This is a genomic window from Massilia agrisoli (assembly GCF_020831365.1).
GTDB classification, from domain to species: domain Bacteria; phylum Pseudomonadota; class Gammaproteobacteria; order Burkholderiales; family Burkholderiaceae_D; genus Telluria_A; species Telluria_A agrisoli.
Map to the genome: position 1 here is coordinate 930,638 of NZ_JAJHPV010000013.1, position 24,742 is coordinate 955,379.

Consider the following 24,742-nt stretch of genomic DNA (forward strand, 5'->3'; position numbering starts at 1 on the left):
GAGCGGAATCTAAAAAGCCAATTTCCAGTCGGAGATTGGCTTTTTTTATTTGGATGCACCCTTTGTCGCAGAGAAAGCTGGAGTATGTCCTATATACTGCGCTGCCATGCGCATACAGCTTTTTTCCGATCTTCACCTGGAACGTTACCCGGACTTCCGGCCGCAATTCCATCCGGACGTCGACGTCGTGGTGCTGGCAGGTGACATCGGCTCTTATCAGCCGGGCTCTCGCCTGCTTACCGACGACTTTGGCCTGGAGCGATTTTCACCTTTGCGGGCGGACTCCAACTGTTCAACCGTTCTCTACGTCCCAGGCAATCATGAATTCGATTGCCTTGAATTCGATGACACCTACACGCGTCTTCGCGAGACTTGTGAGCGTCTCGGCATCACTTGGCTGGAACGCGAGGTCGTGACGCTCGGGGGTGTTCGGTTTGTAGGTACGACGCTGTGGTCTGATTTCGATGCACTTGTAAATAGCTCGGACGATATGACCAAGCAAATGCAAATGCGGACCAAGGCCTACCGTGCAGCAAACTACTATCTAAGCAAAAATACGACTCTTAAGCTAGGCAAACCCGTTCTAGCGGACGGTATCCGTGAGATGTCGCTCGAATGCCGGGACTGGCTTCGCAGTGCGCTATCCGTGCCATTCAACGGCACGACTGTAGTGGTGACGCACTTCGCTCCCAGTTTGCTGAGTGCCGATCCGCGGTACGGGCTTACCCCAGGCACTTCAGGCTTCTGCAATTCCCTGGACGACCTTTTCCCACTCGCGCAGGTCTGGATGCACGGCCACCTCCATTGCGTGAACGACTACACCATCGAGGGCAATAAAGATGGTCAGCCATGGGCATGTCGCGTAGTCGCCAATCCCCTTGGTTATCTGAGTAAAGGCGAGCAAGCGGCGTTCCGGGAAAAACTCGTCATCGAGATCCCTTCGTAAACGCCATATAAGTTGTTGACCTGCCCAACTTTCCGGTCTACCATGCCCGGACCTGATCGAGCTGCCAGTCGATGGCGATCCGGCGCGAAGCAAATGGGTCCTGCTCATGAGCGTCAATCCCGGCGGTCCTGCCGGCGGCTCGGGCATGCTGTACTTCGTCGGCGACTTCGACGGCGAGGCCTTCCCGGCCGACGGCGAAACCCGCTGGCTCGATCATGGCGCCGACTTCTATGCGGGCGTGACCTACAGCGGCGTGCCGGACGGCCGCCGCGTGCTGGTCGGGTGGATGAACAACTGGCTGTATGGCCAGCAGGTGCCCACCTCCGCCTGGCGCAGCGCGCAGTCGGTGCCGCGTGAACTGACCCTGAAAACGCAGGACGGGAACATCCGGCTGGTGCAGCGACGTGTCCGAGTTCAGGCGCTTGCGCGCTGAACGCCTGTTCAGCGCAGCCGTCCTGGAACCCGGGGGGGTTTGCCGACGACGGCGAAGTTGTGCTGACCGGCCAGGTGTTCCCCGGCCCTGGCTCAAATGGCATCGCCATCTTCAGCGAGGGCGGGCAGGCGCTGGTCGCGGACTTCAATATATGGGCAATGAAACCGATCCGGCGGGTGGGGGGCAATCCATAAGTCCGCGACTTCGCGGCGTCATCCGTCTTTGTGAACCGAACGGCCCGACGCCCGGGACGCCATCCGCACCGCTACACCACTGCAACACGTAGAAATCCGCGACGATCATTCTGAACAAACTCCGCGCGATTTGTGCGAATATCTGTTCAATACCGCCGTCAAGCGCTTCGGGGCCCCGCATGCACCGAGCATCGCCGGCGCCTCAGTGAGAAGGAGACGCAATGATGGAAGTCCTCTTGTTCTTGCTCGGCCTGGTGCTGCTCGTCGTCGGCGCGCAGGCTTTGGTGCGCGGCGCCTCCCTCCTGGCACTCTCGGTCGGCATTTCTCCCCTCGTGGTTGGTCTCACTGTGGTTGCCTTCGGCACCAGTTCACCGGAACTGGCCGTCAGCGTCCAGTCTTCCTTCGCCGGCCGCGCTGACCTCGCACTCGGTAATGTTGTGGGAAGCAACATCTTCAATGTCCTGCTCATCCTCGGCGTGTCCGCCCTGATTGTGCCGCTGCTGGTGGCGCGCCAGCTGGTGCGCCAGGAAGTGCCAGTCATGATCGGTGTCTCGCTGCTGTTGCTCGTGCTGGCACTGGACGGGCGGGTCGGCCGCGCCGACGGCGCGCTGCTGCTGGGACTGCTGATCGCATACACCGCCTTCCTGGTCTACCAGTCGCGGCGTCAGAACCAGGGCGGCGATGCCGGGCTGCCCGATGGCGTGCCTGCCGCCGCGCCGGGCTGGACGAGCGGCCCGCTGGCGCAGCTGCTGCTCATCGCCGCCGGGCTCGGCGCACTGGTGCTGGGCGCCACCTGGCTGGTGGACGCGGCGGTGAGCTTTGCGCAGTACCTTGGCATCAGCGAGCTGGTCATTGGCTTGACCATCGTCGCGGCCGGCACCTCGCTGCCGGAGGTGGCCACCTCGGTCGTCGCGGCGTTGCGCGGCAAGCGCGATATCGCGGTCGGCAATGTGGTGGGGAGCAATGTCTTCAACATCCTCGGCGTGCTGGGCCTGTCGTCATTGGTCAGCCCGGCGGGGATAAGCGTTGCTCCCGCGGTGCTCGCTTTTGACTTGCCGGTCATGATCGCAGTGGCGCTCGCCTGCATGCCCATCTTTTTCACGGGGAACCTGATTGCCCGCTGGGAAGGGGCCCTGTTCCTGGGACTGTACCTTGCCTATACGGCGTATGTGGTGCTCGCGGCCCAGCAGCACGACGCATTGCAGCCGTATAGCGCCATCATGGCGACGGCGGTGCTGCCCTTGGTCGCCGTGACGGTGGCGGTGGTTGCCTGGCGCGAGTGGCGGAACCTGCGCCGCGCTTGAATTTGGCCCTTTATCGCGATAGGGGAACGACATGGTGCAGGCAGTGCTCCCGGCGGCATCGCAGGCGATCTGGATTCGCGGGGCCTGGCTGATCCCGTTGGCGTTGCTGCCGGCGGTGGCTGGCCTGCCGGGCGAACCGGCAAGCTGGTCTGTTCCCTGGGTGGCCCCCCTCGGCGTCCGCCTGGGCTTCACCGCCGATGGCCTGGCACGCCTGTTCCTGCTGCTCGTGTGCGGCGTCGGCGCGGCCGTGCTTGCCTATACCCCCGGCTACCTGCGCGGCCATGCCCGCCTCGGCCAATTGATGTGCCTGCTGATCGCATTCACCCTGGCCATGGCGGGCGCCATCCTGGCCGATGACCTGCTGCTGCTGTTGCTGTTCTGGGAGGCGACCAGTGTGCTGTCCTTCCTGCTGGTGGGCTTCGAACACGACAGCCAGGACAGCCGCGACAGCGCGCGCCAGGCGCTGCTGGTCACCGGCGCCGGCGGGCTGGCCCTTCTTGCCGGGATCGTCCTGATCCTGCTGGCTGCGCCCGGGCTGCGGCTGAGCGACCTGGCGCACCTCGATCCGGCCGTGCTGGACGATGCCCGCTTCCAGGCGGGCGTGGCGCTGGTGCTGGTTGGCGCCATGACCAAGTCGGCCCAGTTTCCTTTCCACTTCTGGCTGCCGGGCGCGATGGCCGCGCCGACCCCGGTCTCGGCCTATTTGCATTCGGCCACCATGGTCAACCTCGGGGTGTACGTCATGGCGCGTTTCGACGAGGCAATGGGCGCGGTTCCCTGGTGGGAAGCGACGCTGCTGTCGATCGGCACCATCACCGCCTTGTGGGGCGCGGTGCAGGCGCCCCGCGAACGCGACCTGAAACGCATCCTGGCATGGTCCACCGTCTCCGCGCTGGGCACGCTGACCGTGCTTATCGGCCTGCCCAACGAACTGGGCGCGTTGGCCTTCGCCGCCTTCGTGCTGGCCCATGCGCTGTACAAGGCACCGCTCTTCTTCGTGGCGGGCAACGTCGACCATGCCACCGGGACGCGCTTGATCGACCGGCTAAGCGGGCTGCGCCATGGCATGCCGGCCACCGCGCTGGCGGCCCTGTTGGCGGGCCTGTCAATGGCGGGGCTGCCGGCCACGGTCGGCTTTGTCGCCAAGGACAGCATCAAGGCCGCCAAGGAAGTGAGCGAGGTGCTGTGGGTGGTGGAAGGCGCCAGCCTGCTGGTGAGCACGGTCGGCGTGGCGGTTGCCAGCGTGGCGGTGGTGCGTATCTTCTTTGGCCGCCCGGCCCATCCCGCCGGCCACAACCCGCACGAGGGCGGGTGGCGGCTCGCGCTGCCGCCGCTGGCGCTGGCCGGGCTCGGCATCGCGCTTGGCTTGTTCCCTGCGCTGGCCGAACCGCTGGTGGCGGACGCGGCGCGGATGATCGCCCCGGGGCTGGCGCCAGCCGATGCATCCCTGCAAACGGACTGGCTGCTGCGCCTTGAAAGCTTTGCCGTCGTCTGGGCGGTCGGGGCGCTGGTGTACGCGGGTTGGAACCGCCTGTACCGCTTACTCGACCGGCTGCGCTTCCTCGACCGCGCCGGCCCCGCCGCCGCCTACGGCGCCGCGCTGCGCGGGCTGAAACACGGCGCCGGCGCTGTGGCGCGCGGCCTGCAGGGGCGGCGCCTGAGCCGCTACCTGGGCACCACGGTCGCCGCCACGGTGCTGCTGTGCGCGCCGTGGGCATTCGGCCTGGGCTTCCCGGCGCCGGCCGCGATCAGCATCGACGGCGCCGGGGTGCTGGTGGGATGCGCCGCCGCCATCCTCGGCGCCGTGCTGGCGCTGCGCGCCCGCGGCACGCTCGGGCGGCTGCTCGGCGCCGGCGCCGTCGGCGTCGGTAGTGCCGTGGTATTCCTGTTCCGGGGCGCGCCCGACCTGGCCCTGACCCAGCTCGCCGTCGAGAGCGTCTTCGTGGTGGTGGCCGCGGTCGCATTGCGCCGCTACCGCCAGGGGCCGGGCACCGTCGCCCGGCGCGTCGGCGCGTGGCGGGCCGCCGTGGCGCTGGCCTTCGGCGTGCTGCTTGGCGCCGTGCTGCTGGCGCTGTCCGGGCGCCCGCTCGACGGCGCCATGGCCGATTACTTCCTGGCGCAAAGCGTGCCGCAAGGGCATGGACGCAACGTGGTCAACGTCATCATCGTCGATTTTCGCTCCCTTGACACGCTCGGCGAGATCGCGGTGGTCATGCTCGCGGCCCTGGCCGCGTGGCCGCTGGCGCGCCGCCTGCCGGCCAGGAGAAAAAAGCCATGAATGCAGAGCGCTCGGTCGTGCTGGAGACCACCGTGGCCTTTTTCTACTGGGTCATGCTGGCCGCATCCCTGTGGCTGCTGCTGCGCGGGCATAATGCGCCCGGCGGCGGCTTCGTCGCCGCGCTGGTGGCGGTGGCGGCAACGGCGGCCCATGCGCTGGTGTTCGGGGTGGCGGCCGCGCGCGCACGGCTGCCTTTCGGTCCGCTGGGCCTGAGCGCCCTCGGTCTGGCCCTGGCGGCCGCCAGCGGCCTGCCGGCGCTGCTTCTTGGACAGGCCTTCCTCACCCACTTGTGGGGTGAGCTCGCGGTAGGCGGCCTGGCGCTCAAGATTTCCACCGTGCTGATTTTCGACCTTGGCGTGGCGCTGTGCGTGTGGGGTGCGCTGGGCGGATTCTGCCTGCGCCTGCTGGAGACCGTGCGATGATCGAGTGGGCGATGGCGGCAAGCGTGGCGGTGGTGGCGGCGGCCGGCCTGTATCTGGCGAGCTCGCGCGACCTGGTGTCGATCGCGGTGGGGCTGGCGTTGCTCGGTTCCGCGGTCAACCTGTTCGTCTTCGCGGCGGGCCGCCTCGGCCAGGCGGCGCCGCCGCTCATCGCGCCGGGCGCCGCGGCGCCGCTGGCGGCGGTGGCCAACCCCTTGCCGCAAGCCCTGGTCCTGACGGCGATCGTGATCGGGTTCGCCTTTGCCTGTTTCAGCATCGCGCTGGCGCTGGCGCTGGCCGCCCATGACGGCCGTGCCGATGCCGATGCGCTGGAGCAGGCGGAACCGCCGCCGCGCCCGGACGGCGACCCTGGGGAGCTGCCATGAATGGTGCGCTCGCCGCCGCGCCGGTGCTGGTGCCGCTGCTCACCGCCGCGCTGACGGTCGCGCTGGCGCGCTGGCCGCGCCGCCAGCGTGCGGCCAGCGCGGCCGGCGCACTCCTGCTGCTGCTGTGCTGCGCGGCGCTGCTGCAAGGCGCCATCGGCGGCATGGTGGTGACGGCGCGCTTCGGCGAATGGGACGCGCCGTTCGCGATCGCCTTCCGCATCGACCGCGCCGCCGCCCTGATGCTGGCAGTAAATGCCGTGCTGGCCGTGGCAGTGCTGGCCTACCCGGGCCGGGGAGCGCTGGCGACGCCGTTCGGCGCGCCGCTGGTGCATGGCCTGCTGGCCGGGGCAGGGGGCGCTTACGCCACCGCCGACTTGTTCAACTTCTACGTCTGGTTCGAAGTGATGCTGATCGCGGCCCTCGGCCTCATCGTCGCTGGACGCAGGCCTGAACACCTGGAGGCCGGCCTGAAATACCTGGTCCTCAACCTGTTTGGCACGGTCCTTTTGCTGGCCGCGGTGGCAGGCCTGTACGGCCTGACCGGCCAGCTCAACTACGAGGCGCTGGGGCTGGCGCTGGCCGGTCGCGGCGACGATCCGCTGGCATTGCTGCTGGGCGCGATGCTGCTCGTTGCCCTGCTCATCAAGGCTGGCGCCTTTCCCTTCCTGTTCTGGCTGCCGGCCGCCTATCCGGTACTGCCGGCGCCGCTGCTGGCGCTGTTTACGGCCCTGACCACCAAGGTCGGGGCCTACGCGCTGCTGCGCGTGCTCTACGAGGTTTTCCCGGCCGCAGCGCCAACCTATGCCCAGGCCCTGGGCTGGATCGCGGTCGCCACCCTGGTCGCGGGCGTGATGGGCGCCGTGTACCATTATGACGTGCGCCGTATCCTGGCCTTCCACAGCGTGAGCCAGATGGGGTATATCCTGCTGGCAGTGGCGCTTGGCGGGGCCGCCGGCATCGCCGCGGCGCTGTTCTTCAGCATCCACCATATCCTGGTGAAGGCCAATTTGTACCTGATCGCGGGCATGATCGCCAGCAGGGGAGGACACCACGACCTGCGCCGGATCGGCGCCCTGGCGCGCACTGATCCGGGGCTGGCCGTCCTGTTCGCGCTGAGCGCGGCCGCGCTGGTCGGGTTTCCGCCGCTGTCGGGCTTCTGGGCCAAGCTGCTGATCCTGCGCGAAGGCGCCGCCCAGGAACGCTATCTGTGGATGGCGCTGGCCTTGTGCACCAGCGCCCTGACGTTGCTGTCGATGGCCAAGATCTGGATCGAGGCGTTCTGGAAACCGCACCCCGCGCCTGCTGCCGTCCCGCAAGGGCCACTGGCGCCAGGCGCGTGGGCCGCCTGCGGCATGCTCGCGCTGCTGGCGCTGGCCCTCGGCGTGATGCCGGGCCCGCTTATCGATTTCCTGCACCAGGCCGCCGCCACGATGGCCGCGCCACCGTCCGGGCTTGCACCATGAAACGCTTCGTCGCCGGCGTGGTGATCCTGTGGCGTGTGTTCGTCGCCATAGGGCGTTCGGGCTGGCAGATATCCTGGCGTATCTTGCGCCCGTCGCGCAGCTTCGCGCCCGGTTTCGTCGAGTACAGGTTCCAACCGATGGGACCTGCGGCGACCACCGTGCTGGCATGCCTCATCTGCATCACGCCAGGGACCACGGCGGTCGATGTCGACGCCGCGAACGGCTCGATGCGCCTGCACCTGCTCGACGCAGGCCACGGCGACGCGGTGCTGGAGGAAATACGCTTGCTGTTCGAAGGCGCCGTGCGGACCCTGTTCGCCAAGGAGGACGTGTCATGACAATACTGGTCGAGGTGTTTCTTGGGGCGGCGCTACTGCTGGTCCTGGAGGCCTTGCGGCGACTGCCGGGGACGGCGAACCGGATCGTGGCCGTGGATCTCCTCAGCGTTTGCGCCCTGGCGGCCTGCGTGGTGGCTGCCGCGCGCAGTGGCCATACGGCCTTCCTGGACGTTGCGCTCGGCTTCGCGCTGGTGGCCTTCCTTGCCACCGTCTGCTGGGCGTTCGCGCTGCGCGCCGGGATGCCGGAAGAGGATGGGCCATGAACGCGCTGGGATGGGCGCTGATGATCCTCGGCGCGGCATTGCTCGCGGTGGCCGCGCTAGGGTTGCTCAGGCTTCCCGATGCCCTGTCGCGGCAGCATGCGGCGACCAAGGCGGCGACGCTGGCGCTCGGCCTCATGCTTGCCGGACTCGCCCTGCTGCAGCCTTCGCCAGCATGGTGGATCAGGATCGGCGCCCTGGTGGCGGTGCTCGCCGCCACGGTGCCGATTGCGTCGCACGCGCTGGCGCGCGCCGCAGCGCCGAGGGCGGACGATTAAGGACTGATGGTGCACCCGCATCAAGGCGGCCGGCGCAATTGTTCACGACCGCCCCGATGCTGCGCAAAGATTTAGCGTCATTTACAGTGCTGCCGCATCATCTCCATGTGTTGTTGGCGCATCTCGTGAGACATGCCCTTCATGTGCTGTTCCATCATGGACTGGCGCTGCTGCGCTGTGGCGCCGTGCATCTCCCGGTACATCGCGCACATCGCGTCCTTGTCCATCTGCCCCGCGCGCATGGCCCCGCCAGACTGGGCGCCACCCATCATTCCACTGCCCATCATGGCGCCACCAGGGCCCGGAGCCATCGTCGCGCCTGCCGCCGGGCTGCCGGCCCGCTGGTCTGGATGATGCGCGGCATGGTCCGTGCCGGCGTCGGGCGTCGCGCAGGCGCCCAGTGCAATTGCCGCGGCAAGCGCGGCCAGGGAGCGGGGAAGTGAATGGCTTGTGTGACGCATGATAGAACTCCTTTATTGAACGTTGGTATTGAACAACTCCGAGACGCATGGCGCCCTAAATGCGCGCCCTTTATCACTGGTGCCGCAGTCGCAGCGCGTTGGTAATCACCGAAACTGAACTCAGGCTCATCGCCAGCGCAGCAATGATCGGCGACAACAACTGGCCGGTGAATGGATAAAGCAAGCCGGCGGCCAGCGGGATGCCGAGCGCGTTGTACACAAACGCAAAGGCCAGGTTCTGGCGCATGTTGCGCACGCTGGCGACAGAGATTTCGCGCGCCCGCGCGATTCCCCGCAGGTCGCCCTTGACCAGAGTGACATGGGCGCTGTTCATCGCCACATCCGTGCCTGTGCCCATGGCGATCCCGACATTGGCCTTGGCCAGGGCAGGGGCGTCATTGATGCCGTCGCCCGCCATGGCCACGACCTTGCCCTCGGCTTGCAGGCGTTCGACGAGGACAAGCTTGTCCTGCGGCTTGACCTCGCCATACACTTCGTCGATGCCCAACCTGCCAGCGACCGACCTGGCAGTCGTCAGGCCGTCGCCGGTCGCCATGATGACCGTCAGGCCGGTATGCTTGAGCAGATCGAGCGCTTCCGGGGTGGTCGACTTGACCGGGTCGGAGACCGCCACCAGCCCAAGCAGTTGCCCGTCCGCAGCCAGGTACATGACCGACGCGCCTTCGCCGCGCAAGCTTTCCGCAGCGGCGGAAAGGACATGCCAGTCGACTTTTTCCTCATCCATGAGCTTGGTGTTGCCCAGCGCGAGGCGTTGTCCTGCCACCACCCCGCGCACCCCGATGCCGCTGGACGATTCGAACGAGTCCGGCTTGTTCAGCACCAGGCCGCGCTTGCGCGCCTCGGCAACGATGGCGTGGGCCAGCGGGTGCTCGCTGCCCTGGTCGATGCTGGCTGCGGCCAGCAGCACCTCCGTTTCGGTCAATCCGGGCGCGGCGATGGCGCGGTCGAAGGCCGGCTTACCTTCGGTCAATGTTCCGGTCTTGTCGACAATCAGGGTATCGACCTTCTTGAACCCTTCGATCGCGGCGGCGTCGCGGAACAGCACGCCCTGGGTGGCGGCGCGCCCGGTGGCGGCCATGATCGACATCGGCGTGGCCAGGCCCAGCGCACACGGGCAAGCAATGATCAGGACCGCGACCGCGTTGACGAAACCAAATATCCAGCTCGGCGCTGGCCCGATAAGGCCCCAGGTCACAAAGGTGAGCAAAGCGATGATCGCGACGGCGACGACGAAGTAGCCAGCCACCACGTCCGCCAGGCGCTGCATGGGCGCGCGCGAGCGCTGGGCCTGCGCGACCATTTGCACGATCTGCGCCAGCATGGTGTGCGAGCCGACGACTTCCGCGCGCATGACGAGGCTGCCGCTGGTATTGAGCGTGGCGCCGATGACCTTGTCGCCGGGCCGCTTGGTGATGGGCATGGGCTCGCCGGTCAGCATCGACTCGTCCACCGCGCTGTCGCCCTCCAGGGCGACGCCGTCGACCGGTACTTTTTCACCCGGCCGGATGCGCAGCATGTCGCCGGGGTGCACGTGGGTCAGCGGGATATCTTCTTCGCTGCCATCCTGGTTGATGCGGCGCGCCGTTTTTGGCGCCAGTCCGAGCAGGGATTTGATGGCGGCGGAAGTCTGCGAGCGCGCCCGCAATTCCAGGATCTGCCCCAGCAAGGTCAGCGAAACAATCACCGCTGCCGCTTCGTAATAGACGCCTACCCGGCCATCCTGCCTGAAAGTCGCAGGGAACAGTTGAGGGACGACTGTGGCGGCGACGCTGTAGAGGAAAGCGGCGGCAACGCCCAGCCCGATCAGGGTCCACATGTTGGGACTGCGGTTGACGACCGATTGCACGCCCCTGGAAAAGAATGGCCAGCCGGCCCACAGGATCACCGGCGCGCTCAGCCCCAGCTCGATCCAGTTCTGGTAAGGAATGCCGCCGTGATAGAAGCGGTGCGCCAGCATCGCCAGGGCCGTAACGATGACCGTCAACGGCAGCGTCCACCAGAAACGGCGTCGGAAGTCCTTGAGTTCGGGGTTTTCTTCCTCCTCGAGTTCGGGAATGAGCGGCTCGAGCGTCATGCCGCAGATCGGACAGTTGCCTGGCCGTGGCTGGCGGATTTCCGGGTGCATCGGGCAGGTATAGATCGTGCCGGCAGGCGGTTCCTCCACCGGCGGCGGCTGGCTGCCCGCGGGCTTGAGGTAGCGTGCCGGATCTGCCAGGAACTTGTCCATGCAACGACGGCTGCAGAAATGATAGTCCTGGCCCGCATGCGTGACCTGCCTGTCCGGTTGCGCCGCAACGCGCATGCCGCAAACCGGATCGGTCCATTGCTTCGCCGAATCGTCCGCCGTTAATACGCCGTTGTCTGGGGAAACATGATGCTGGTGATCGGCTTTCATTCGCTTATCCTCAGTGATCTCCTGCTACCGGTAAGACCAACCATCGAATCGCCGCACGCGCTCAGCGGTCTTGCGCGCTTCTGGCGCAGTACAGCTGAAACTGGTTTCCGCCGCCGGATTTGGCAGCGTACATGGCCTGGTCGGCATGCATCAGCAAGGCGCGCGAATCGGCGCCGTCCGACGGGTAAATGGAAACCCCGACGCTCGCGCTCACCTTGATTGTTCGTCCCTCCAGCACAAATGGTTGCGCCAGCGTGTCGACCAGCTTTTGCGCCAGCCTGGAGGCGATGTCCGTGTTCTCCAGCTGATCGATCAGCACGACGAACTCATCCCCGCCGATACGGGCGACCGTGTCGGCGTGCCGCAGCGCGACGCGGATGCGTTCGGCCACTGCCACCAGCAACTGGTCGCCGATGTGGTGGCCCAGGGTGTCATTGACCGGCTTGAAACGATCAAGGTCGACAAACATCGTAGCCAGCATGTGTTTGTCGCAGCTGGCATTCAGGAGCGCTGTCTCGAGCAGGTCGAAGAAGCGGGCGCGATTGGGCAGGGCGGTCAGCGCGTCGTGGTAAGCCAGGTGGCGCGCTTGCTCATTTTCCTGCTTCCGGCCGGTGATGTCGTGCTGGATCGCGATGAAGTGCGTTATTTGCCCTTGCTCGTCGAACAGCGGCGTAATGGTCTCGTCCACGGCAAACAGCGAACCATCCTTGCGGCGGTCAATGACATCGCCTTGCCACACCTTTCCGGACTTGATTGTCCGCCACAGTTGGGCATAGAAATCGTCACTTTGTTTTCCCGACTTTAAGATGGCTGGCGTGCGCAGAAACACATCGGCCAGGGAATAGCCGCTCAGGCGCGCAAATGCCTCGTTTGCCCAGATAATCTTTCCCTTGTGGTCAGTCAGGAAAATCGCATTGGCGACGGACTCCAGCGCGAGCGCCAGCAAGGCCTGGGGGGCCTGTACTTGAGCCGGATCTGCAACTGGGCTCTTGGGAGCTTGCATTCGGACCTCGGTGAGCTAAATGCGAAGGGGCGTGTTCCGGGTAGCATGATTCGCACTTGGGGGCCTTCGCTTCTGACTATGATGCTTGCTTCTTTCAGTGTTGTAAATCAGATTTCCTGAGCGCGTGACTTCACATGCGGCGGCCACCTCGACCACGGACAACTACCCGCGCAGGGAGTTTTTGGTGCTGCCGTGATGTACGTTAAGCCCTTGGGATGCACGTTTGCCGCGTAAGATGCACAATGGTGAGCGTAAATCAAAACAAGCCCATGCCGTCTCAAGGGATCCCAATGCGCACGCCTCGAACGATGGACGCCATGCTGCTGGACGAGCCGCATGCTTTGCTGCGCCCTGCGCGCGTCGCCGTACCGGAGCCCGGCCAGGGACAGCTCCTGCTGCGCGTTACCGCGTGCGGAGTGTGCCGCACCGACCTGCACATCGCTGACGGCGAGCTGGCGCCGCACCGGCTGCCGCTGATCCTCGGCCATGAGGTGGTCGGCGTGGTGGAACAGTGCGGCCCGGGCGTAACTGCCTGGCGGCCGGGCCAGCGGGTGGGGGTACCCTGGCTTGGCGCCACCTGCGGCGCCTGTCCCTATTGCCTGGCGCAGGCGGAAAACCTGTGCGACGCGGCCGCTTTCACCGGTTACGACCGCGATGGCGGCTACGCGGAATACATGGTGGCCGAGGCTTCTTATGCGTTTGCGCTGCCCGGCCGCTATGACGACGTGCATGCCGCGCCGCTCCTGTGCGCTGGCCTGATCGGCTACCGAGCCTACGCGATGACAGCCGGCGCCCGGCGCATCGGCCTCTACGGTTTCGGGGCAGCGGCCCATATCCTCACCCAGCTCGCGCGCCACCAGGGCCGCGAGGTGTATGCCTTTACCCGTCCGGGCGACCTGCGGACCCAGCGTTTCGCCCGGAAACTTGGGGCAGTGTGGGCGGGCGACAGCCGGCAGGGCGCTCCCCAGGCACTCGATGCCGCGATCATCTTTGCGCCCGACGGCGCCCTTGTGCCGCACGCGCTGGCGGCGGTTCGCAAGGGTGGCAGCGTGGTATGCGCGGGCATCCATATGAGCGACATTCCATCGTTTCCCTACGCTTCGCTGTGGGGCGAACGGACCCTGCGATCGGTGACCAATCTCACCCGCGCCGACGGCATCGGGTTCTTCAGGCTTGCCCAGGAATGCCCGATCGATACCGAGGTCACGGTGTTTCCGCTCGACCAAGCCAACCAGGCCCTGGCAGCCCTGCGCGCAGGCAGCTTTGATGGCGCCGCAGTGCTGGTCCCCGCGCCACGGCCTGTTTAAGCAGCGCCAGACGGCGGCCGCTTTGTGCCGCGCGCGACCACCCCCGCCAGCAGTAGCCCGGCCAGTGTCATCGCCATACCCGACGGTTCCGGGACCGGGTCGAGGCGCAGCGCGTAATATTGCCCATCTTTGAAGCCCGTGGCGGCAATCTGGCCGATTTCATTGATGCTGTGGGCGCTCTCCAGGCGCCACCCGCCGGACGGATCGATCATCGCATTCAGGCTTTGCATGCGATTTCCCTCGTAAATGAAAGCGCCCAAGACATCGCTGGCGCCCACCACTTGTCCGAGATTGTTGATGTCGTTGGCGATGCTGTAGGAAGGCGAGCTGCGGCCGTCGAGGTCCGTCAGCACGCCATCGGCATAAAGGAACGCGTGGCGGTCGTGTAACTCGTTTGGAAGGGATACATAGCCCACCACCTGGCCAAAGTCGTTGAGCGCGGTGGCGGCATTGAAGCTGCCGCCGATGTCGCCGAGCCTGGTCATGACCCCGTCGGCGAAGAGGAAGGGATAATACGGTGCGTCGCCCGGCCCGAACGGACCGGAGTAGCCGACGATGTCGCCATCCTCATTGATATCGGCGGCGGAGCTGTAGGGATTGGGGAAAGGGAGGTTGCCGACGGTACGAATCGTGCCCCCTGGCGGGTACAGGACAGCGCGAGGGCCGGTATCGATGGTCGGATCGGGGTCTTCAGGCGGGTAGGAGTAACCGACCACGTAGCCGCTGTTATTGATGCCGGTGACGCCGGTGCTGATGCCCCCGAGCGTACCCAGCGAGGTCATCGAGCCCCCCGAATACAGGAAGGGCAGGCTTTCGCCGCTGCTGGTTTGCGCCACGCCGAGCACCTGGCCAGCATCATTGAGGGCTGTCACATAGCTGCCCGCGCCGCCCAGCGTGCCAAGCTCGCGCATGCCAAAGCCATTGTTGATGAAGGCGCGGTATCCCTCCGGGGCGCCGGGCGAACTCGATGGCAGGATGTTGCCGACCACAGTGCCGGCATTGTTGATCGCCTGCGCCATCGTGCCGGCGCTGCCGACCGCTGTCACGAAAAAGAGTGGCTGTGCCGGCTGACGGTCGGCGGCGCTGGCCGCGGCAGGCAGCGCAAGCGACAACGCCAACGCGGCGGATCCCAGGTGGGCGCGAATGCACACTTTTTTCTCCTTGGTTTTTGTTGTCGCACGCCGCGTGGGCGGACGCCGGCAGTTATTAGCGCTTTGGCCGGTATGCGGGTCCAGATTAGAAGCCTGTCACGATCCACCTTTGCGCTGGATCAGTCGTGCACTCCTGCCACGTAACGCGCTTTAACGCCGCGACATCCCCCCACTGCGAGAGTTCCCAACGCGGGATTGAGCGTGGATGAATCATGGTGCAGTTGACCGCGCATAGTGGAAGCACGCTTCTTCATCAAGCGGCTCGACTTCGGGAGTCCCATGCCTTCGATCAAGTCCTGCTTCGCCTGCGCGCTTGCATTCCTGTCCGCGTTGGTGGCCAGCAATGTGCGCGCCGATTCATCCGCGTTCCTTACGTTCAGCGGGCTTGAAGTCGCGCTGTTCGACCTCGACCCCGGCGATGGCATCGACCCGGCCGTTGCGCTGGCCCAGCTGGAGCGCTCGGGGTCGGTATTCCAGTACCGGTTTGCCGATGCCGGCTGGCCGCCCCTGCGCGAGGACGGGGTCAGCGGAACCGGCAGCGCTGCATTGGACGATGCAAACGGCCTCGCGACCGTTGTGCTGCAGGATGAGGGAATGTCCGGCAGGGCTGTTTCAACCGGCGGCGGGGCCTACACCAGCTTGCTGGCCGACAGCTTCAGCTTTACGCTGACACCCTATACCCGGGTCGTGTTCAGCACGCTGACCGAGTCCGCCGTCACTGCCGAGACGATCCAGTCTGCCCTTGCCGTGGTGACGCTTGCAGGGCAGGTCGGCAGCCAGCCGGGGGAACTGGTCAGTTTCGAGACCTCCAGCGTCATGTCCGATTCCGGAACCAGCGCGGTGCCACTTGCCGCTGAAACCGCTTCGGCAGCGCTTCCCCTTTCGGGCAGCATAGCGCTTCGGGGATATGCCTACACGGCCGGGGTGTCGCCCGTTCCCGAACAAGGGATGCTTGGGTTGTTGCTGGCTGGCTGCACGGTGCTGGCGGCAGTGGGGCGACGCCGGCGACGCCCGGCCGGACCGCAACGGCGCCGCGCCCGCTTGCGAGGCGGTTCTGGCGCATTGCCGCGCCTTGGCCGCATGGCCGGCGTGCTGGCGCTTGCCATCGCTGGCGCGGCCTTGCCGGGCATGGCGCACGCCTCGTCGGGCTCCGCATCGATCTACGACTTTGCCTACGAGTTGTTCGATCTCGCACCCGACGACGGCATCGTGCCTTCGCTGATCTTTACGTCGGAAAGCGTCAGCGGCACGGTCAATGCCAACCGCGACACCTTCCTCGGCAACCCCTGGGATGAAACGCAGCACCTTGCCGGATACGGCAGTGCGGCGATCACCCGGCAACCCGGCATGGCGATGGTGGACATCGCTCCTGATGCATTGCAGGTAAGCACGCTTGCGTGGCGGGGCGCATTTGCCGCGTCTGGCCAGTACGCCTATGAATTTACCCTTACGCCCATGACCCACGTGGTGTTTTCCGCAGTGGCCCAGTTACTGGTGTCGCACGACGTTAACCGCCGCCCTGACGCGAGCGAGGCGAACGCAGGGCTCAGTGGCGAGATTGCCAGCTTCCCCGGGCAGCGCACCCAGTTCAGCAGTTTTGTCATCCTGAACACGCCGGGCGCCACGGTGAGGCCGCTGGGGGTGCACGCCTTCACCGGCAACCTTGCTGGCACGGGCTCGCTCAGGCTGGCTGGCGGGGCATTCGCGGTTGGTGTCTCGCCCATCCCCGAACCTGCGCTGGGCCAGATGCTGCTGCCTGGCCTCGTGCTGTGCTGGGCGATGGCGGCATCGTTACGCAAGGCGCGCCAGCGTGGCCAGGCGCCCGCAACGCAAGCTTAACGGACCGGGCTTGCGGGCGTGGACGTACGGCGCCCCAGCACGGGTTTCAGCAGTTCAAACCACACCACGCTCGTGGCTCCAATCGCGATGGCGATAGCCAGTTCGGCTGCGCCGAGCGGATGGAAGCGGAACAAGCCGGCAAGCACCGGCTGGTACACGACCACGACAAACATCAACAGCGCGATTCCCGCCACCATCCATACCACCCGGTTCGGCGTGCGCAAACCGTGAAGCAGGCTGCGGGTGTGCGAGCGGTTGGCAAAGATCTGGGCAATGTTTGCTGCAACCAGGCTGCCGAAGGCAAATGCACGGGCACGGTCTTCGCTTAGGTACTGAAGCGCGACGCCATAGGCGGCAAGCACGGTAAGAAGGCTGCCGAGCCCGAGCATCAACGCATTCAGGACTGTCCGGCCACCGAACAACGGCGCTTCCACAGGGCGCGGGGGCGTTTCCATCAGCGTCGGCTCGGCCGGTTCATTTTCGAACGCCAGCGCGCAGGTCGGGTCAATCATCAGCTCGAGAAACACAATGTGCATCGGGTACAACAGGATCGGCCAGCCAAGCAGCACCGGTATTAATGCCATGCCAGCGACCGCGACGTGCACGCCGAGGATGTAGCTCATTGATTTCTGCATGTTCTGGTAAATCTGGCGCCCGGACCGGATCGCCGCGACGATCGAACTGAAACGGTCATCGAGCAGGACCAGCGAGGCTGCCTCCCGCGCCACGTCGGTGCCGCGCCTTCCCATGGCGATGCCAACGTGGGCCGCGCGCAGTGCGGGGGCATCGTTGACCCCGTCGCCGGTCATGCCCACAATCGATCCGCCCGCCTTGAAGGCCTGAATCAGTCGCAGTTTTTCGTCCGGCGCGATGCGCGCACACACACCGGCTTCGCGCACCCGCATGGCGAGGGCGGCATCGTCCAGCGTGTCCAGTTCGCTGCCTGTCAGTATGCGTCCCGGATCAATGCCGGCCTGTGCCGCGATGGCGGCTGCGGTGGTGGGATAGTCCCCGGTAATCATCACCACCTTGATGCCAGCGGCGCGGCAGGCGGCGACCGCCGCAGGAATTTCTTCGCGCAAGGGATCGGCCAGTGCCAACAGGCCAAGAAACGTAAAGGCAAATCCTTCCTGGGTGTCCGGCAGCACCGTTGGGGCGTGCCGTGCGCGCGCGATGCCGAGCACCCGCAGTCCGCTGCGCGCCAGCTCGTCTGCCGCGGCGCCAACGGCTTTGGCCTGGTCGTCTCCCAGCCTGCACAGCGCCAGGATGGCTTCCGGCGCACCTTTCGCCGCCACGATGTAGTGCGCCTGGCCGGGCGGCGCCCATGCTTGCGTCATCGCCCGCAGCTTTGGCGACAGTGGATATTCGCGCGCCAATGTCCAGCCGGTATTGCCTGGAGGAGCGAGCTCGATGATCGCCTTTTCCATGGGGTCGAACGGGGCCTGGGCACTGGCCAGGGCGGCATACTGTGCCACTTCCCGCAACGACGGCGCAAGCGGCGCATTGCCAAGCTCGTGCAGTTCGCCGCCGGCAAACAGGGCGCGCACGCGCATCCGGTTCTCGGTGAGCGTACCGGTCTTGTCGACACACAGGACGGAGGTGGCGCCCAGCGTTTCGATCGAGGCAAGCCGCCGCGTCAACACGTTTGCCTTTGCCAGGCGCCATGCGCCCAAAGCGGGGAACACCATCAGCACCACCGGGAATTCCTCGGGGAGCATCGACATCGCCAGCGCAATTCCGGCCAGGACCGACTCAAGCCAGTTTCCGCTTCGCAGGCCCAACAAAACAACCAGCAACACGCTCATGCCGGTGCCGGCCAGCGCGAAAATACGGACGAGCCGGGCATTCTGCTTCTGTAGCGGCGATCGTTCAGGGCTGATCTTTGCCAACGCGCTGCCGATCCGGCCGATTTCAGTCAGCGAGCCGGTTGCCGTGACGAGCACCAGCCCGTGCCCGTGCACCAGCAAGGTGCCCGAATACAGGGCAGGCGTATCATCGCCGCCCGGGCGCGGCGCCGGGTCCGGAAGCATTCCCGGCTGCTTGCGGACAGGTACCGATTCACCGGTCAGCAGCGATTCGTCGGCCTCGACCTCAGTACCTTCTAGCAAGATCCCGTCGGCAGAAACGCGGTCGCCCTCGGATGCCACCAGGATATCTCCCGGTACAACGGTACGGCTGTCGACATGGACTGGCGCCCCGTCACGCAGCACCAGGGCGCGCGGGCTGCCCAGTTCGCGCAAGGCATCGAGGGCGCGCTCGGTCTTGCCCTCCTGGTAGAGGGTCATGCCGATGGTGACGAACACCATGCCGAACAGGAAAACGCCTTCGAGCAGGTCGCCGAGGAAAAGGTAGAGCGTGCCCGCAGTGACCAGCAACAGGAACATCGGTTCGCGCGCAGCGTCCATGGCGATATTGCGCCATGTCCGTCGGCCATCGCCGGGAAGCGTATTAGGACCGTACGTTTCCAGCCGGCGCAAAGCTTCGGCCGTGCTCAGGCCAGAACGATCGAATGGGACGCTCACCGGATATCCTGATTCGGAGGGATTAGGACTCAATATTAACAGGCCCGACGAGAGCAAATCACGCGGACGAAGGGGTTATGCACGCGCGCGGTGTTGCGCCATGCGCACGCCCCATCGGGCGTGACCACGCCATGTGCAACAAGGGCGCCCATCATCTTGTTGCCGCACCTTCGTGCAGGGCCGCGTGCATGGCGGTCCTGGCGGTTTTGATATCCTTCAGCAGGCGCTGCTCGTTCTGGAATAACTGCCAGCGGTTCCGTGGCGAGACGCCGTGCCCCCACCCAATTCAAACGGAGACTGACATGACCTTCTGGACCATACCCCGGCGCTGTTTCGCCACGCTTGCGTTGACTATCCCGGCCCTGGCTGGCGCTTTCCCCACCGGCACCATCGAGTGGGTCGTACCCTACGCCGCAGGCGGCGGTTCGGATGTGGTGGCGCGCGTCATTGCGTCCGAGATGACGAAGACCCTGGGGCAGCCGATTGTCATTAACAACAAGCCCGGCGCCGGAACCAACATCGGCGCCGCGTACGCCGCCAAGGCAAAAGCGGACGGACACGTCGTCCTGACAGCGGACACGGCAACCCTCGCCGCCAACCAGTTCCTGTACAGCGAGCCGGGTTACAACGCCGAGCAGGATTTCGTGCCGGTGGGGCTGATCGCGCGCTTTCCGATGATTCTGGTGGTGAACCCGCAGGTGCCGGCAAAGGACCTCAAGGAGTTCCTGGCATGGGCCAAGGCGCAGCCGAACCCGGTCGCTTTCGGCACGCCGGGCGCCGGCAGCCCGCATCATCTCGCCACCGAGCTGTTTTCTGACTCGACCGGGCTCAAATTGCTCCATGCGCCTTACAAAGGAGCCGCGCCGGCGGTGCAGGACGTTATTGCTGGCCAGGTTCCGTTCATGTTTGTCGACACGGCGGTTGGCGGGGCCCATATCCGGGCCGGCAAGCTCAAGGCAATCGGCATAGCGAGCCCGAGCCGGGTGCAGGGCTTCGACACGATCCCGACCCTCAATGAGCAAGGGTTGAAAGGATTCGAGGCCTATGCATGGCAGGGCATGGTCGCACCCGCCAGGACGCCGGCCGCGGCAGTCGAAAAATTGAACAAGGCATTGGTTGCGGCAATCAACAGTGACGCCGCCAGGACCCGCTTCCAGGCCCTGGGCCTGGAGGCCATTCCCGGTAGCCCAGGCGAAATGGGCGCGTACGCCAATGGCGAACGCGAGAAATGGGGCAAGGTGATCAAGGCCAAGGGAATCAAGCTGGACTAGCGAAGCGGCGGCCGTCAGCCCCCAGGATGTGCAGGGAACCAGGGCCCTGTCATCAAGCTGTCATCCAATCTGCTCAGAATGGAACTGTGCGCAAACTGAATTCAGGTCTGCGCACGATGGAATCCACAACGTGAGAGACGGGGTGCTGACAAATCCCGCACTGGAGAAAGCCATGTTCCAAACGAAGAGACTGATCATCCTGGACGCTGACGGGACAACCATCGACGCCTATCCTGCGATCGAAGCAGCATTCGCCCAGCACGGTATGACCTTAGGCGAAGAAAAGAGCTTCCAGAAACGCCACCATTTGTTCAAGTATCTTGGTGGGGTCAAGGAATTCCCATCCATCATCAAGAAAAACCTGCGCAAGCAAGGTCGGAAGAAAATCGTCGATTCGCTGACGGATGTTTACCGGACTGAGGCGCGCCTGTATCCGGGCGTCGCGGAAATGATCCGGTCGCTGGTCGCGGCCCCCGATATCGTGGTGGGGCTCGTCACCAGGAACGTCACCAACGAACCGCTTGAGACGCTCCGGCAGTTATTCGCCCGCCATGGGATCGACGTGGATCAGTTCGATTTTTTCGACCATGTTCCGCTCAGTGAAGGAAAAACCTCGCAATTTCGCCTGATACGCAATCGCTTCCAGGTCAACCCGGCGCGCGCCTATGCTTGCGGGGACGAGCACAAGGATTTTCACGCGGCGATCAGCACCGGTATGCATCCGTTCATGGTCTCGTATGGATTCGAAGACCATGACCGCCTGATCGATAAATTCTCGGTGCCGGACGAGGTGATTTCGCGAACCCCTGCGCAGCTGTGCCAACGGATCTGCCACGCCCTCGACCTCTCGACAGCCGACGAACGCGCGCGCGCTGAGGGTCGCTACGACGTGAGCAGCACGCCTGCCTTAATACGAGTAGTTAAACAGCAGTCCGCTGATGACGATGAACACCCAGTAATCGACGGGCGCACCGCACACCCAGTGCTTGTGCCATGAAATGTGTTTCGGCTTAAAGCGTGGCCATCCGAACGCAGGATTCAGGATAAACCATAAAAAATCCTCGACGATCCAGAACACCATCAGCGACGCCAGGATGCGCGCTTCCAGTTGCCATGACCACTGCCATGTAAGAAAAACAGGCAAATGGAATAACAGGACGATGAAGGACATGACCCAGGCGTGGTAACCGGTCATGGCGCGCCCGCCCCAGAAAACATTGAGCAGCCAATGCTCTTCCACTCGCCAGGTCGGCAGGTTTGCGGCCCAGCCGGCGCCGCCCTCGATGTGAATCTCCACCTTCGCAAAGAAGAACGCCAGCACGATGACGAAGCCGATCGTCGCCGGCAGTGGCGCCAGGTCAGTCAGGCTTAGCATGTGGCGCGTCCCAGTATGGTTGCGAGTACGCGGCTGGCGGCAGCCGGCTTTCCCAGGGCCTGGGCGTTGGCCCGCATTTCCGCCAGCCTTGCCGGATGAGCGAGCAAGGTGTGAATGCGATACTCCAGGGCCAATAGGTCGAACGCCTGCACTGCGGCGCCGCGCTCAAGCAGGAAATTGGCGTTGTGTTCTTCCTGCCCGGGAATCGGTGCAATCACCACCATCGCAAGCCCCATGGCCAGGGACTCGGACGTGGTAAGCCCGCCCGGTTTGGTGACGATGATATCGGCGCAGGCCATCAGCCGCTCAATCGTGCCGGTGTAGCCCTGGGGCGACAGGCGTCCGGGATGGATGGCGGCGAGCTCGTTCAGTGCAGCCAGTGTGGCGCTGTCGCGGCCGGCCAGTGCAACGATTTGAAGGCTTGGATGTGCTCCAAGCAAATGCGCGGCGATGTCGGTAACGCTGCCAAAACCGACGCCGCCGCCCATCAGCAGTAAGGTCGTCCGGTGCGGGGCGATCCCGCAGTCGCGCGCGCATGCGTTCCGGTCAGGCCGGCCTGCAAACGCGGGCATGATGGGAATGCCGGTAATGTGGATTCGATCAGCCGCAACACCGTGCTCGCGCAGCCGAAACGCGAGCTCATCGTTGGGGACGAAATATCCCGCGATGTGATCGTGCACCCAGGCCCGGTGCAAATCGAAATCCGTCACCTGTACCCAGACCGGGCATTGCAAGCCGCCGCTGGCGATCAACTGCGACAAAACGCCGGCTGGCAGGAAATGGGTACAGACAATCTGGTCTGGTGCGATCTTGTCGATTTCTCGAAGAAAGCGGGTGCTGTTGATCCGCTCCGCCCAGCGCCGCAGTCCAGCGCCGCGGCCATCCGGTTTCGCACGATGGGTAGTTTGGTACACATGACGCCACAGCGGCGGCGCGTGATTTACCATCGACGAATACACATCGGTATAAAGAGTGCGCAGCAGGGGAGACACGAACTCCAGGATATCGATGTGGCTGGACGCGATATCCGCCCCGCTGGCGTGTCGTTTGAGCGCCTCGGCGGCACGGGTATGGCCATTGCCGGCCGATGCGCTGACGAAGAGTAGTTTGGTCGTGCCCATTACCGCCCTGGAAGATGAAAGCGCCCCGATTCTATACACGCGGTATGACCGAGCGATGACATCGCGGAGCGCTAAGCCGTGGGCGTTTTGCGAAAACCAACGGCGAGCCGGTTCCACCCGTTGATCGCGATGATCGCCACCGTCAGGTCAGTCATTTCCTTGTCGCTGAAATGTTCGCGCAAGGCCGCGTAATCCTCGTCACCGGCATGGGTGCTGGCGATCAGGGTCAATGATTCGGTCCACGCTAGCGCCGCCCGTTCGCGCGGCGTAAAGAACGGCGCTTCGCGCCAGACCACGACGGCATGCAGGCGACGATCGGTTTCGCCGGCCTTTTTCGCGTCGGCCGTGTGCAGGTCGACGCAGTACGCGCAGCCGTTTATCTGCGAGGCGCGCAGTTTGACGAGTTCGAGCAAACTCTGCTCGAGACCAAAGGCCGAGACGGCCTTCTCGAAGTTGATCATTGCGGCGACGGCTTCTTTCGACGCCTTGTAGTAATCGATACGTTGGTTCACAGCATGCTCCTGGTAAGTAATAAAATTGGCGAAAATTATGCCTTCGCTGCCGCTGGCTGAGTCGGCCGCACTGTCTGCACGCTGAGGCACAGCGCGCCAGTCACCAGCGCAAGCGCCACGTGAAGCCAGTACAGCGGCAGGAAGTCGGCGCGTGTCAACGCAGCGTGTCCGACCAGCAGGACGGTCACGGCGACTCCCATCACGGAACCGAGCTGGCGCGTGGCCTGGTTGACTGCGCTGCCGACCGCATACTGCGCCGGCGGCAGGCCGGCTACCGCGGCCCCTGAAAGCGAGGGCAGCACCATGCCCACGCCAAGCCCGCTCAGAATCAGCCCCGGCAACCATTGCGTCGCGTATGCCGGCTCGCTGCCCGGTATGAGCAGCATCCATAGCCCGGCGGCGGCAAACACCAGCGATCCCGTCACGAGCACTGGCCGGTAGCCGCTCCGCGCGGCGATCCGTCCCGCGACGAGGGCGGTAGGCACCACCATCAACGGACCCGGCGTGACAGCCAGGCCAGCCGCCGGCAGGGTGTAATGCCACACGCCGGTCAGGTAGGCGAACAATGCAAAGAACATCATGGCGAACGCGGCCCCGAATGCCAGCGTGGCCAGGTTGACCGCGCTGTAGCTGCGGTTGGAGAACAGGGCAAGGTCAACCAGCGGCGCCGCGGTGGTGCGCGCCCAGGCGATAAACCCGGCGAAGGCGATGGCGCTGGCGCCGCCGAGCGTAGCCAGTTCGACCATGCTCCAGTGCGGCGAATCGGCTTGGGTGATCGCCATTGCCGCCGCACCGACGGCCACGATCAGCAGCAGCATGCCGGCGATGTCGACGCCGTGCTTGCGGGCGCCGGTCTTTGCTTCGCGCAGCCGTGTCGCGCCAAACCAGAGCGACACCGCACCCAGCGGGAGGTTGATGTAGAAAGCCCACGGCCAGCCGAGGTAGTCGACGATGCTGCTACCGAGGCTGGGCCCGATCGCCGCGGCCAGGCCGCCGACCGCGCCCCACAAGCTGACGGCAACGGTGCGCTTCTCCTTCGGGAAGGCATCGAGGATGATCGACAGCGACGCAGGCGTCAACAAAGCAGCGCCCACGGCCTGCACCACCCGCGCGGCAATCAGCACGCCGACGCTGCCCGCCATCCCGCACGCTGCGGAAGCGGCCAGGAACAGTGTCACGCCGGCCAGGAAAACGCGCTTGCGCCCGTGCGCATCGGCCAGCCCGCCTGCGGGGATCAGCATCGTCGCGTACACCACCGTGTAGGCATTGAGTACCCATGACAGGTCGGCCGGGGTGGCGGCGGGGAAGGCCAGCCGCAGGGCGCCGAATGCGGCGAACAGCACGGTGCTGTCGATCGAGACGAGGAAGACCGCGATACAGGCAATCCAGAACGTCGGCCATGGCGATGCCTGGACCGAGTGCAGCGGAGCCGCGGGGACCGGGGCGAGCGAGGGGGTTGTCATGC

At 65.2% G+C, this 24,742-nt stretch carries 24 protein-coding genes; 15 read left to right on the forward strand and 9 right to left on the reverse strand.

The genetic code is table 11. The annotated features are described in order from the left end of the window. Positions 1–106: 106 nt before the first annotated feature. From LMJ30_RS13335 to LMJ30_RS13380, 11 genes are all read left to right on the forward strand, one after another. Positions 107–946: a metallophosphoesterase gene (locus LMJ30_RS13335; protein ID WP_229432811.1), complete on the forward strand. Its 840-nt coding sequence runs from the start codon at positions 107–109 to the stop codon at positions 944–946. A gap of 55 nt (positions 947–1,001) precedes the next feature. Beyond that, positions 1,002–1,379 carry a glycoside hydrolase family protein gene (locus tag LMJ30_RS13340; RefSeq protein ID WP_371873017.1) on the forward strand — a complete coding sequence of 126 codons (378 nt, stop codon included), beginning with the start codon at positions 1,002–1,004 and terminating at the stop codon, positions 1,377–1,379. Further along, complete coding sequence (locus LMJ30_RS21875) at positions 1,376–1,573, forward strand: GH32 C-terminal domain-containing protein (protein WP_371873018.1); 198 nt, start codon at positions 1,376–1,378, stop codon at positions 1,571–1,573. Before LMJ30_RS13340 ends, LMJ30_RS21875 begins: the two co-directional genes overlap by 4 nt. A gap of 221 nt (positions 1,574–1,794) precedes the next feature. Next, a complete protein-coding gene (locus LMJ30_RS13345) occupies positions 1,795–2,877 on the forward strand; it encodes a calcium/sodium antiporter (protein WP_229432812.1) in 1,083 nt (360 codons plus the stop codon). A gap of 31 nt (positions 2,878–2,908) precedes the next feature. Beyond that, positions 2,909–5,155 (forward strand): hydrogen gas-evolving membrane-bound hydrogenase subunit E, encoded by a 2,247-nt coding sequence (gene mbhE / locus LMJ30_RS13350; RefSeq protein ID WP_229432813.1) that lies wholly within the window; start codon positions 2,909–2,911, stop codon positions 5,153–5,155. After that, complete coding sequence (locus LMJ30_RS13355; protein ID WP_229432814.1) at positions 5,152–5,577, forward strand: MnhB domain-containing protein; 426 nt, start codon at positions 5,152–5,154, stop codon at positions 5,575–5,577. Before mbhE ends, LMJ30_RS13355 begins: the two co-directional genes overlap by 4 nt. Further along, positions 5,574–5,960, forward strand: coding sequence for a sodium:proton antiporter (locus tag LMJ30_RS13360; RefSeq protein ID WP_229432815.1), 387 nt, complete (start codon positions 5,574–5,576; stop codon positions 5,958–5,960). The genes LMJ30_RS13355 and LMJ30_RS13360 overlap by 4 nt, the downstream gene beginning before the upstream one ends. Continuing rightward, positions 5,957–7,423 carry a complex I subunit 5 family protein gene (locus LMJ30_RS13365; protein WP_229432816.1) on the forward strand — a complete coding sequence of 489 codons (1,467 nt, stop codon included), beginning with the start codon at positions 5,957–5,959 and terminating at the stop codon, positions 7,421–7,423. The genes LMJ30_RS13360 and LMJ30_RS13365 overlap by 4 nt, the downstream gene beginning before the upstream one ends. Continuing rightward, positions 7,420–7,761: a Na+/H+ antiporter subunit E gene (locus tag LMJ30_RS13370; protein ID WP_229432817.1), complete on the forward strand. Its 342-nt coding sequence runs from the start codon at positions 7,420–7,422 to the stop codon at positions 7,759–7,761. The genes LMJ30_RS13365 and LMJ30_RS13370 overlap by 4 nt, the downstream gene beginning before the upstream one ends. Beyond that, a complete protein-coding gene (locus tag LMJ30_RS13375) occupies positions 7,758–8,024 on the forward strand; it encodes an MrpF/PhaF family protein (RefSeq protein WP_229432818.1) in 267 nt (88 codons plus the stop codon). The genes LMJ30_RS13370 and LMJ30_RS13375 overlap by 4 nt, the downstream gene beginning before the upstream one ends. After that, on the forward strand, positions 8,021–8,299 hold the full coding sequence (locus tag LMJ30_RS13380; protein WP_229432819.1) for a monovalent cation/H(+) antiporter subunit G: 279 nt from the start codon (positions 8,021–8,023) through the stop codon (positions 8,297–8,299). The genes LMJ30_RS13375 and LMJ30_RS13380 overlap by 4 nt, the downstream gene beginning before the upstream one ends. 77 nt (positions 8,300–8,376) lie before the next feature. On the opposite strand, the gene LMJ30_RS13385 is transcribed toward LMJ30_RS13380, so the two are convergent. The 3 genes from LMJ30_RS13385 to LMJ30_RS13395 all read right to left on the reverse strand — a co-directional run bounded on the left by LMJ30_RS13385 (position 8,377) and on the right by LMJ30_RS13395 (position 12,179). Next, complete coding sequence (locus LMJ30_RS13385) at positions 8,377–8,760, reverse strand: hypothetical protein (protein ID WP_229432820.1); 384 nt, start codon at positions 8,758–8,760, stop codon at positions 8,377–8,379. Between the two features lie 73 nt (positions 8,761–8,833). Continuing rightward, the gene (locus LMJ30_RS13390; RefSeq protein ID WP_267869629.1) at positions 8,834–11,176 is read right to left on the reverse strand and encodes a heavy metal translocating P-type ATPase; all 2,343 of its coding nucleotides are present in this window, start codon (positions 11,174–11,176) and stop codon (positions 8,834–8,836) included. A 61-nt stretch (positions 11,177–11,237) separates the two neighbouring features. After that, positions 11,238–12,179 (reverse strand): GGDEF domain-containing protein, encoded by a 942-nt coding sequence (locus LMJ30_RS13395; protein WP_229432821.1) that lies wholly within the window; start codon positions 12,177–12,179, stop codon positions 11,238–11,240. Positions 12,180–12,487: 308 nt separating this feature from the next. On the opposite strand from LMJ30_RS13395, the gene LMJ30_RS13400 reads away from it, so the two are divergent. Then, on the forward strand, positions 12,488–13,486 hold the full coding sequence (locus LMJ30_RS13400) for a zinc-dependent alcohol dehydrogenase family protein (RefSeq protein ID WP_229433017.1): 999 nt from the start codon (positions 12,488–12,490) through the stop codon (positions 13,484–13,486). Here LMJ30_RS13400 and LMJ30_RS13405 read toward each other — a convergent pair. Next, positions 13,483–14,637 carry an HAF repeat-containing protein gene (locus tag LMJ30_RS13405; protein ID WP_229432822.1) on the reverse strand — a complete coding sequence of 385 codons (1,155 nt, stop codon included), beginning with the start codon at positions 14,635–14,637 and terminating at the stop codon, positions 13,483–13,485. The two genes, LMJ30_RS13400 and LMJ30_RS13405, sit on opposite strands and share 4 nt — an antisense overlap. 279 nt (positions 14,638–14,916) lie before the next feature. Between LMJ30_RS13405 and LMJ30_RS13410 the strand changes: the two genes are divergently transcribed. After that, positions 14,917–16,476: a hypothetical protein gene (locus LMJ30_RS13410; protein WP_229432823.1), complete on the forward strand. Its 1,560-nt coding sequence runs from the start codon at positions 14,917–14,919 to the stop codon at positions 16,474–16,476. On the opposite strand, the gene LMJ30_RS13415 is transcribed toward LMJ30_RS13410, so the two are convergent. Next, positions 16,473–18,998 (reverse strand): cation-translocating P-type ATPase, encoded by a 2,526-nt coding sequence (locus tag LMJ30_RS13415; protein ID WP_229432824.1) that lies wholly within the window; start codon positions 18,996–18,998, stop codon positions 16,473–16,475. The genes LMJ30_RS13410 and LMJ30_RS13415 overlap by 4 nt on opposite strands. A 302-nt stretch (positions 18,999–19,300) precedes the next feature. Here LMJ30_RS13415 and LMJ30_RS13420 point away from each other — a divergent pair, with 302 nt between their 5' ends. Both LMJ30_RS13420 and LMJ30_RS13425 read left to right on the forward strand, forming a co-directional pair. Beyond that, complete coding sequence (locus LMJ30_RS13420; protein WP_229432825.1) at positions 19,301–20,269, forward strand: Bug family tripartite tricarboxylate transporter substrate binding protein; 969 nt, start codon at positions 19,301–19,303, stop codon at positions 20,267–20,269. 172 nt (positions 20,270–20,441) lie between these two features. Then, positions 20,442–21,266 (forward strand): HAD family hydrolase, encoded by an 825-nt coding sequence (locus LMJ30_RS13425; protein WP_229432826.1) that lies wholly within the window; start codon positions 20,442–20,444, stop codon positions 21,264–21,266. Here the strand turns inward: LMJ30_RS13425 and LMJ30_RS13430 are convergent. The 4 genes from LMJ30_RS13430 to LMJ30_RS13445 all read right to left on the reverse strand — a co-directional run bounded on the left by LMJ30_RS13430 (position 21,177) and on the right by LMJ30_RS13445 (position 24,740). Next, positions 21,177–21,644 carry a hypothetical protein gene (locus tag LMJ30_RS13430; RefSeq protein ID WP_229432827.1) on the reverse strand — a complete coding sequence of 156 codons (468 nt, stop codon included), beginning with the start codon at positions 21,642–21,644 and terminating at the stop codon, positions 21,177–21,179. The genes LMJ30_RS13425 and LMJ30_RS13430 overlap by 90 nt on opposite strands. Then, positions 21,638–22,765, reverse strand: coding sequence for an MGDG synthase family glycosyltransferase (locus tag LMJ30_RS13435; protein WP_229432828.1), 1,128 nt, complete (start codon positions 22,763–22,765; stop codon positions 21,638–21,640). The genes LMJ30_RS13430 and LMJ30_RS13435 overlap by 7 nt, the downstream gene beginning before the upstream one ends. Positions 22,766–22,836: 71 nt before the next feature. Further along, entirely contained in the window at positions 22,837–23,277 is a 441-nt protein-coding gene (locus tag LMJ30_RS13440; RefSeq protein ID WP_229432829.1) for a carboxymuconolactone decarboxylase family protein, read from the reverse strand. A gap of 35 nt (positions 23,278–23,312) precedes the next feature. Next, complete coding sequence (locus LMJ30_RS13445) at positions 23,313–24,740, reverse strand: MFS transporter (protein ID WP_229432830.1); 1,428 nt, start codon at positions 24,738–24,740, stop codon at positions 23,313–23,315. Positions 24,741–24,742: the final 2 nt, after the last annotated feature.

Bases quoted from the DNA above. Each gene is read 5' to 3' on its own strand.
- LMJ30_RS13390 (WP_267869629.1), bottom strand. From the start codon at position 11,176: ATGAAAGCCGATCACCAGCATCATGTTTCCCCAGACAACGGCGTATTA.
- LMJ30_RS13410 (WP_229432823.1), top strand. From the start codon at position 14,917: ATGCCTTCGATCAAGTCCTGCTTCGCCTGCGCGCTTGCATTCCTGTCC.
- LMJ30_RS13400 (WP_229433017.1), top strand. From the start codon at position 12,488: ATGGACGCCATGCTGCTGGACGAGCCGCATGCTTTGCTGCGCCCTGCG.
- LMJ30_RS13385 (WP_229432820.1), bottom strand. From the start codon at position 8,760: ATGCGTCACACAAGCCATTCACTTCCCCGCTCCCTGGCCGCGCTTGCC.
- LMJ30_RS13355 (WP_229432814.1), top strand. From the start codon at position 5,152: ATGAATGCAGAGCGCTCGGTCGTGCTGGAGACCACCGTGGCCTTTTTC.
- LMJ30_RS13380 (WP_229432819.1), top strand. From the start codon at position 8,021: ATGAACGCGCTGGGATGGGCGCTGATGATCCTCGGCGCGGCATTGCTC.
- LMJ30_RS13360 (WP_229432815.1), top strand. From the start codon at position 5,574: ATGATCGAGTGGGCGATGGCGGCAAGCGTGGCGGTGGTGGCGGCGGCC.
- LMJ30_RS13345 (WP_229432812.1), top strand. From the start codon at position 1,795: ATGATGGAAGTCCTCTTGTTCTTGCTCGGCCTGGTGCTGCTCGTCGTC.
- LMJ30_RS13435 (WP_229432828.1), bottom strand. From the start codon at position 22,765: ATGGGCACGACCAAACTACTCTTCGTCAGCGCATCGGCCGGCAATGGC.
- LMJ30_RS13395 (WP_229432821.1), bottom strand. From the start codon at position 12,179: ATGCAAGCTCCCAAGAGCCCAGTTGCAGATCCGGCTCAAGTACAGGCC.
- LMJ30_RS13335 (WP_229432811.1), top strand. From the start codon at position 107: ATGCGCATACAGCTTTTTTCCGATCTTCACCTGGAACGTTACCCGGAC.
- LMJ30_RS13365 (WP_229432816.1), top strand. From the start codon at position 5,957: ATGAATGGTGCGCTCGCCGCCGCGCCGGTGCTGGTGCCGCTGCTCACC.
- LMJ30_RS13425 (WP_229432826.1), top strand. From the start codon at position 20,442: ATGTTCCAAACGAAGAGACTGATCATCCTGGACGCTGACGGGACAACC.
- mbhE (WP_229432813.1), top strand. From the start codon at position 2,909: ATGGTGCAGGCAGTGCTCCCGGCGGCATCGCAGGCGATCTGGATTCGC.
- LMJ30_RS13430 (WP_229432827.1), bottom strand. From the start codon at position 21,644: ATGCTAAGCCTGACTGACCTGGCGCCACTGCCGGCGACGATCGGCTTC.
- LMJ30_RS13375 (WP_229432818.1), top strand. From the start codon at position 7,758: ATGACAATACTGGTCGAGGTGTTTCTTGGGGCGGCGCTACTGCTGGTC.
- LMJ30_RS13420 (WP_229432825.1), top strand. From the start codon at position 19,301: ATGACCTTCTGGACCATACCCCGGCGCTGTTTCGCCACGCTTGCGTTG.
- LMJ30_RS13445 (WP_229432830.1), bottom strand. From the start codon at position 24,740: ATGACAACCCCCTCGCTCGCCCCGGTCCCCGCGGCTCCGCTGCACTCG.
- LMJ30_RS13370 (WP_229432817.1), top strand. From the start codon at position 7,420: ATGAAACGCTTCGTCGCCGGCGTGGTGATCCTGTGGCGTGTGTTCGTC.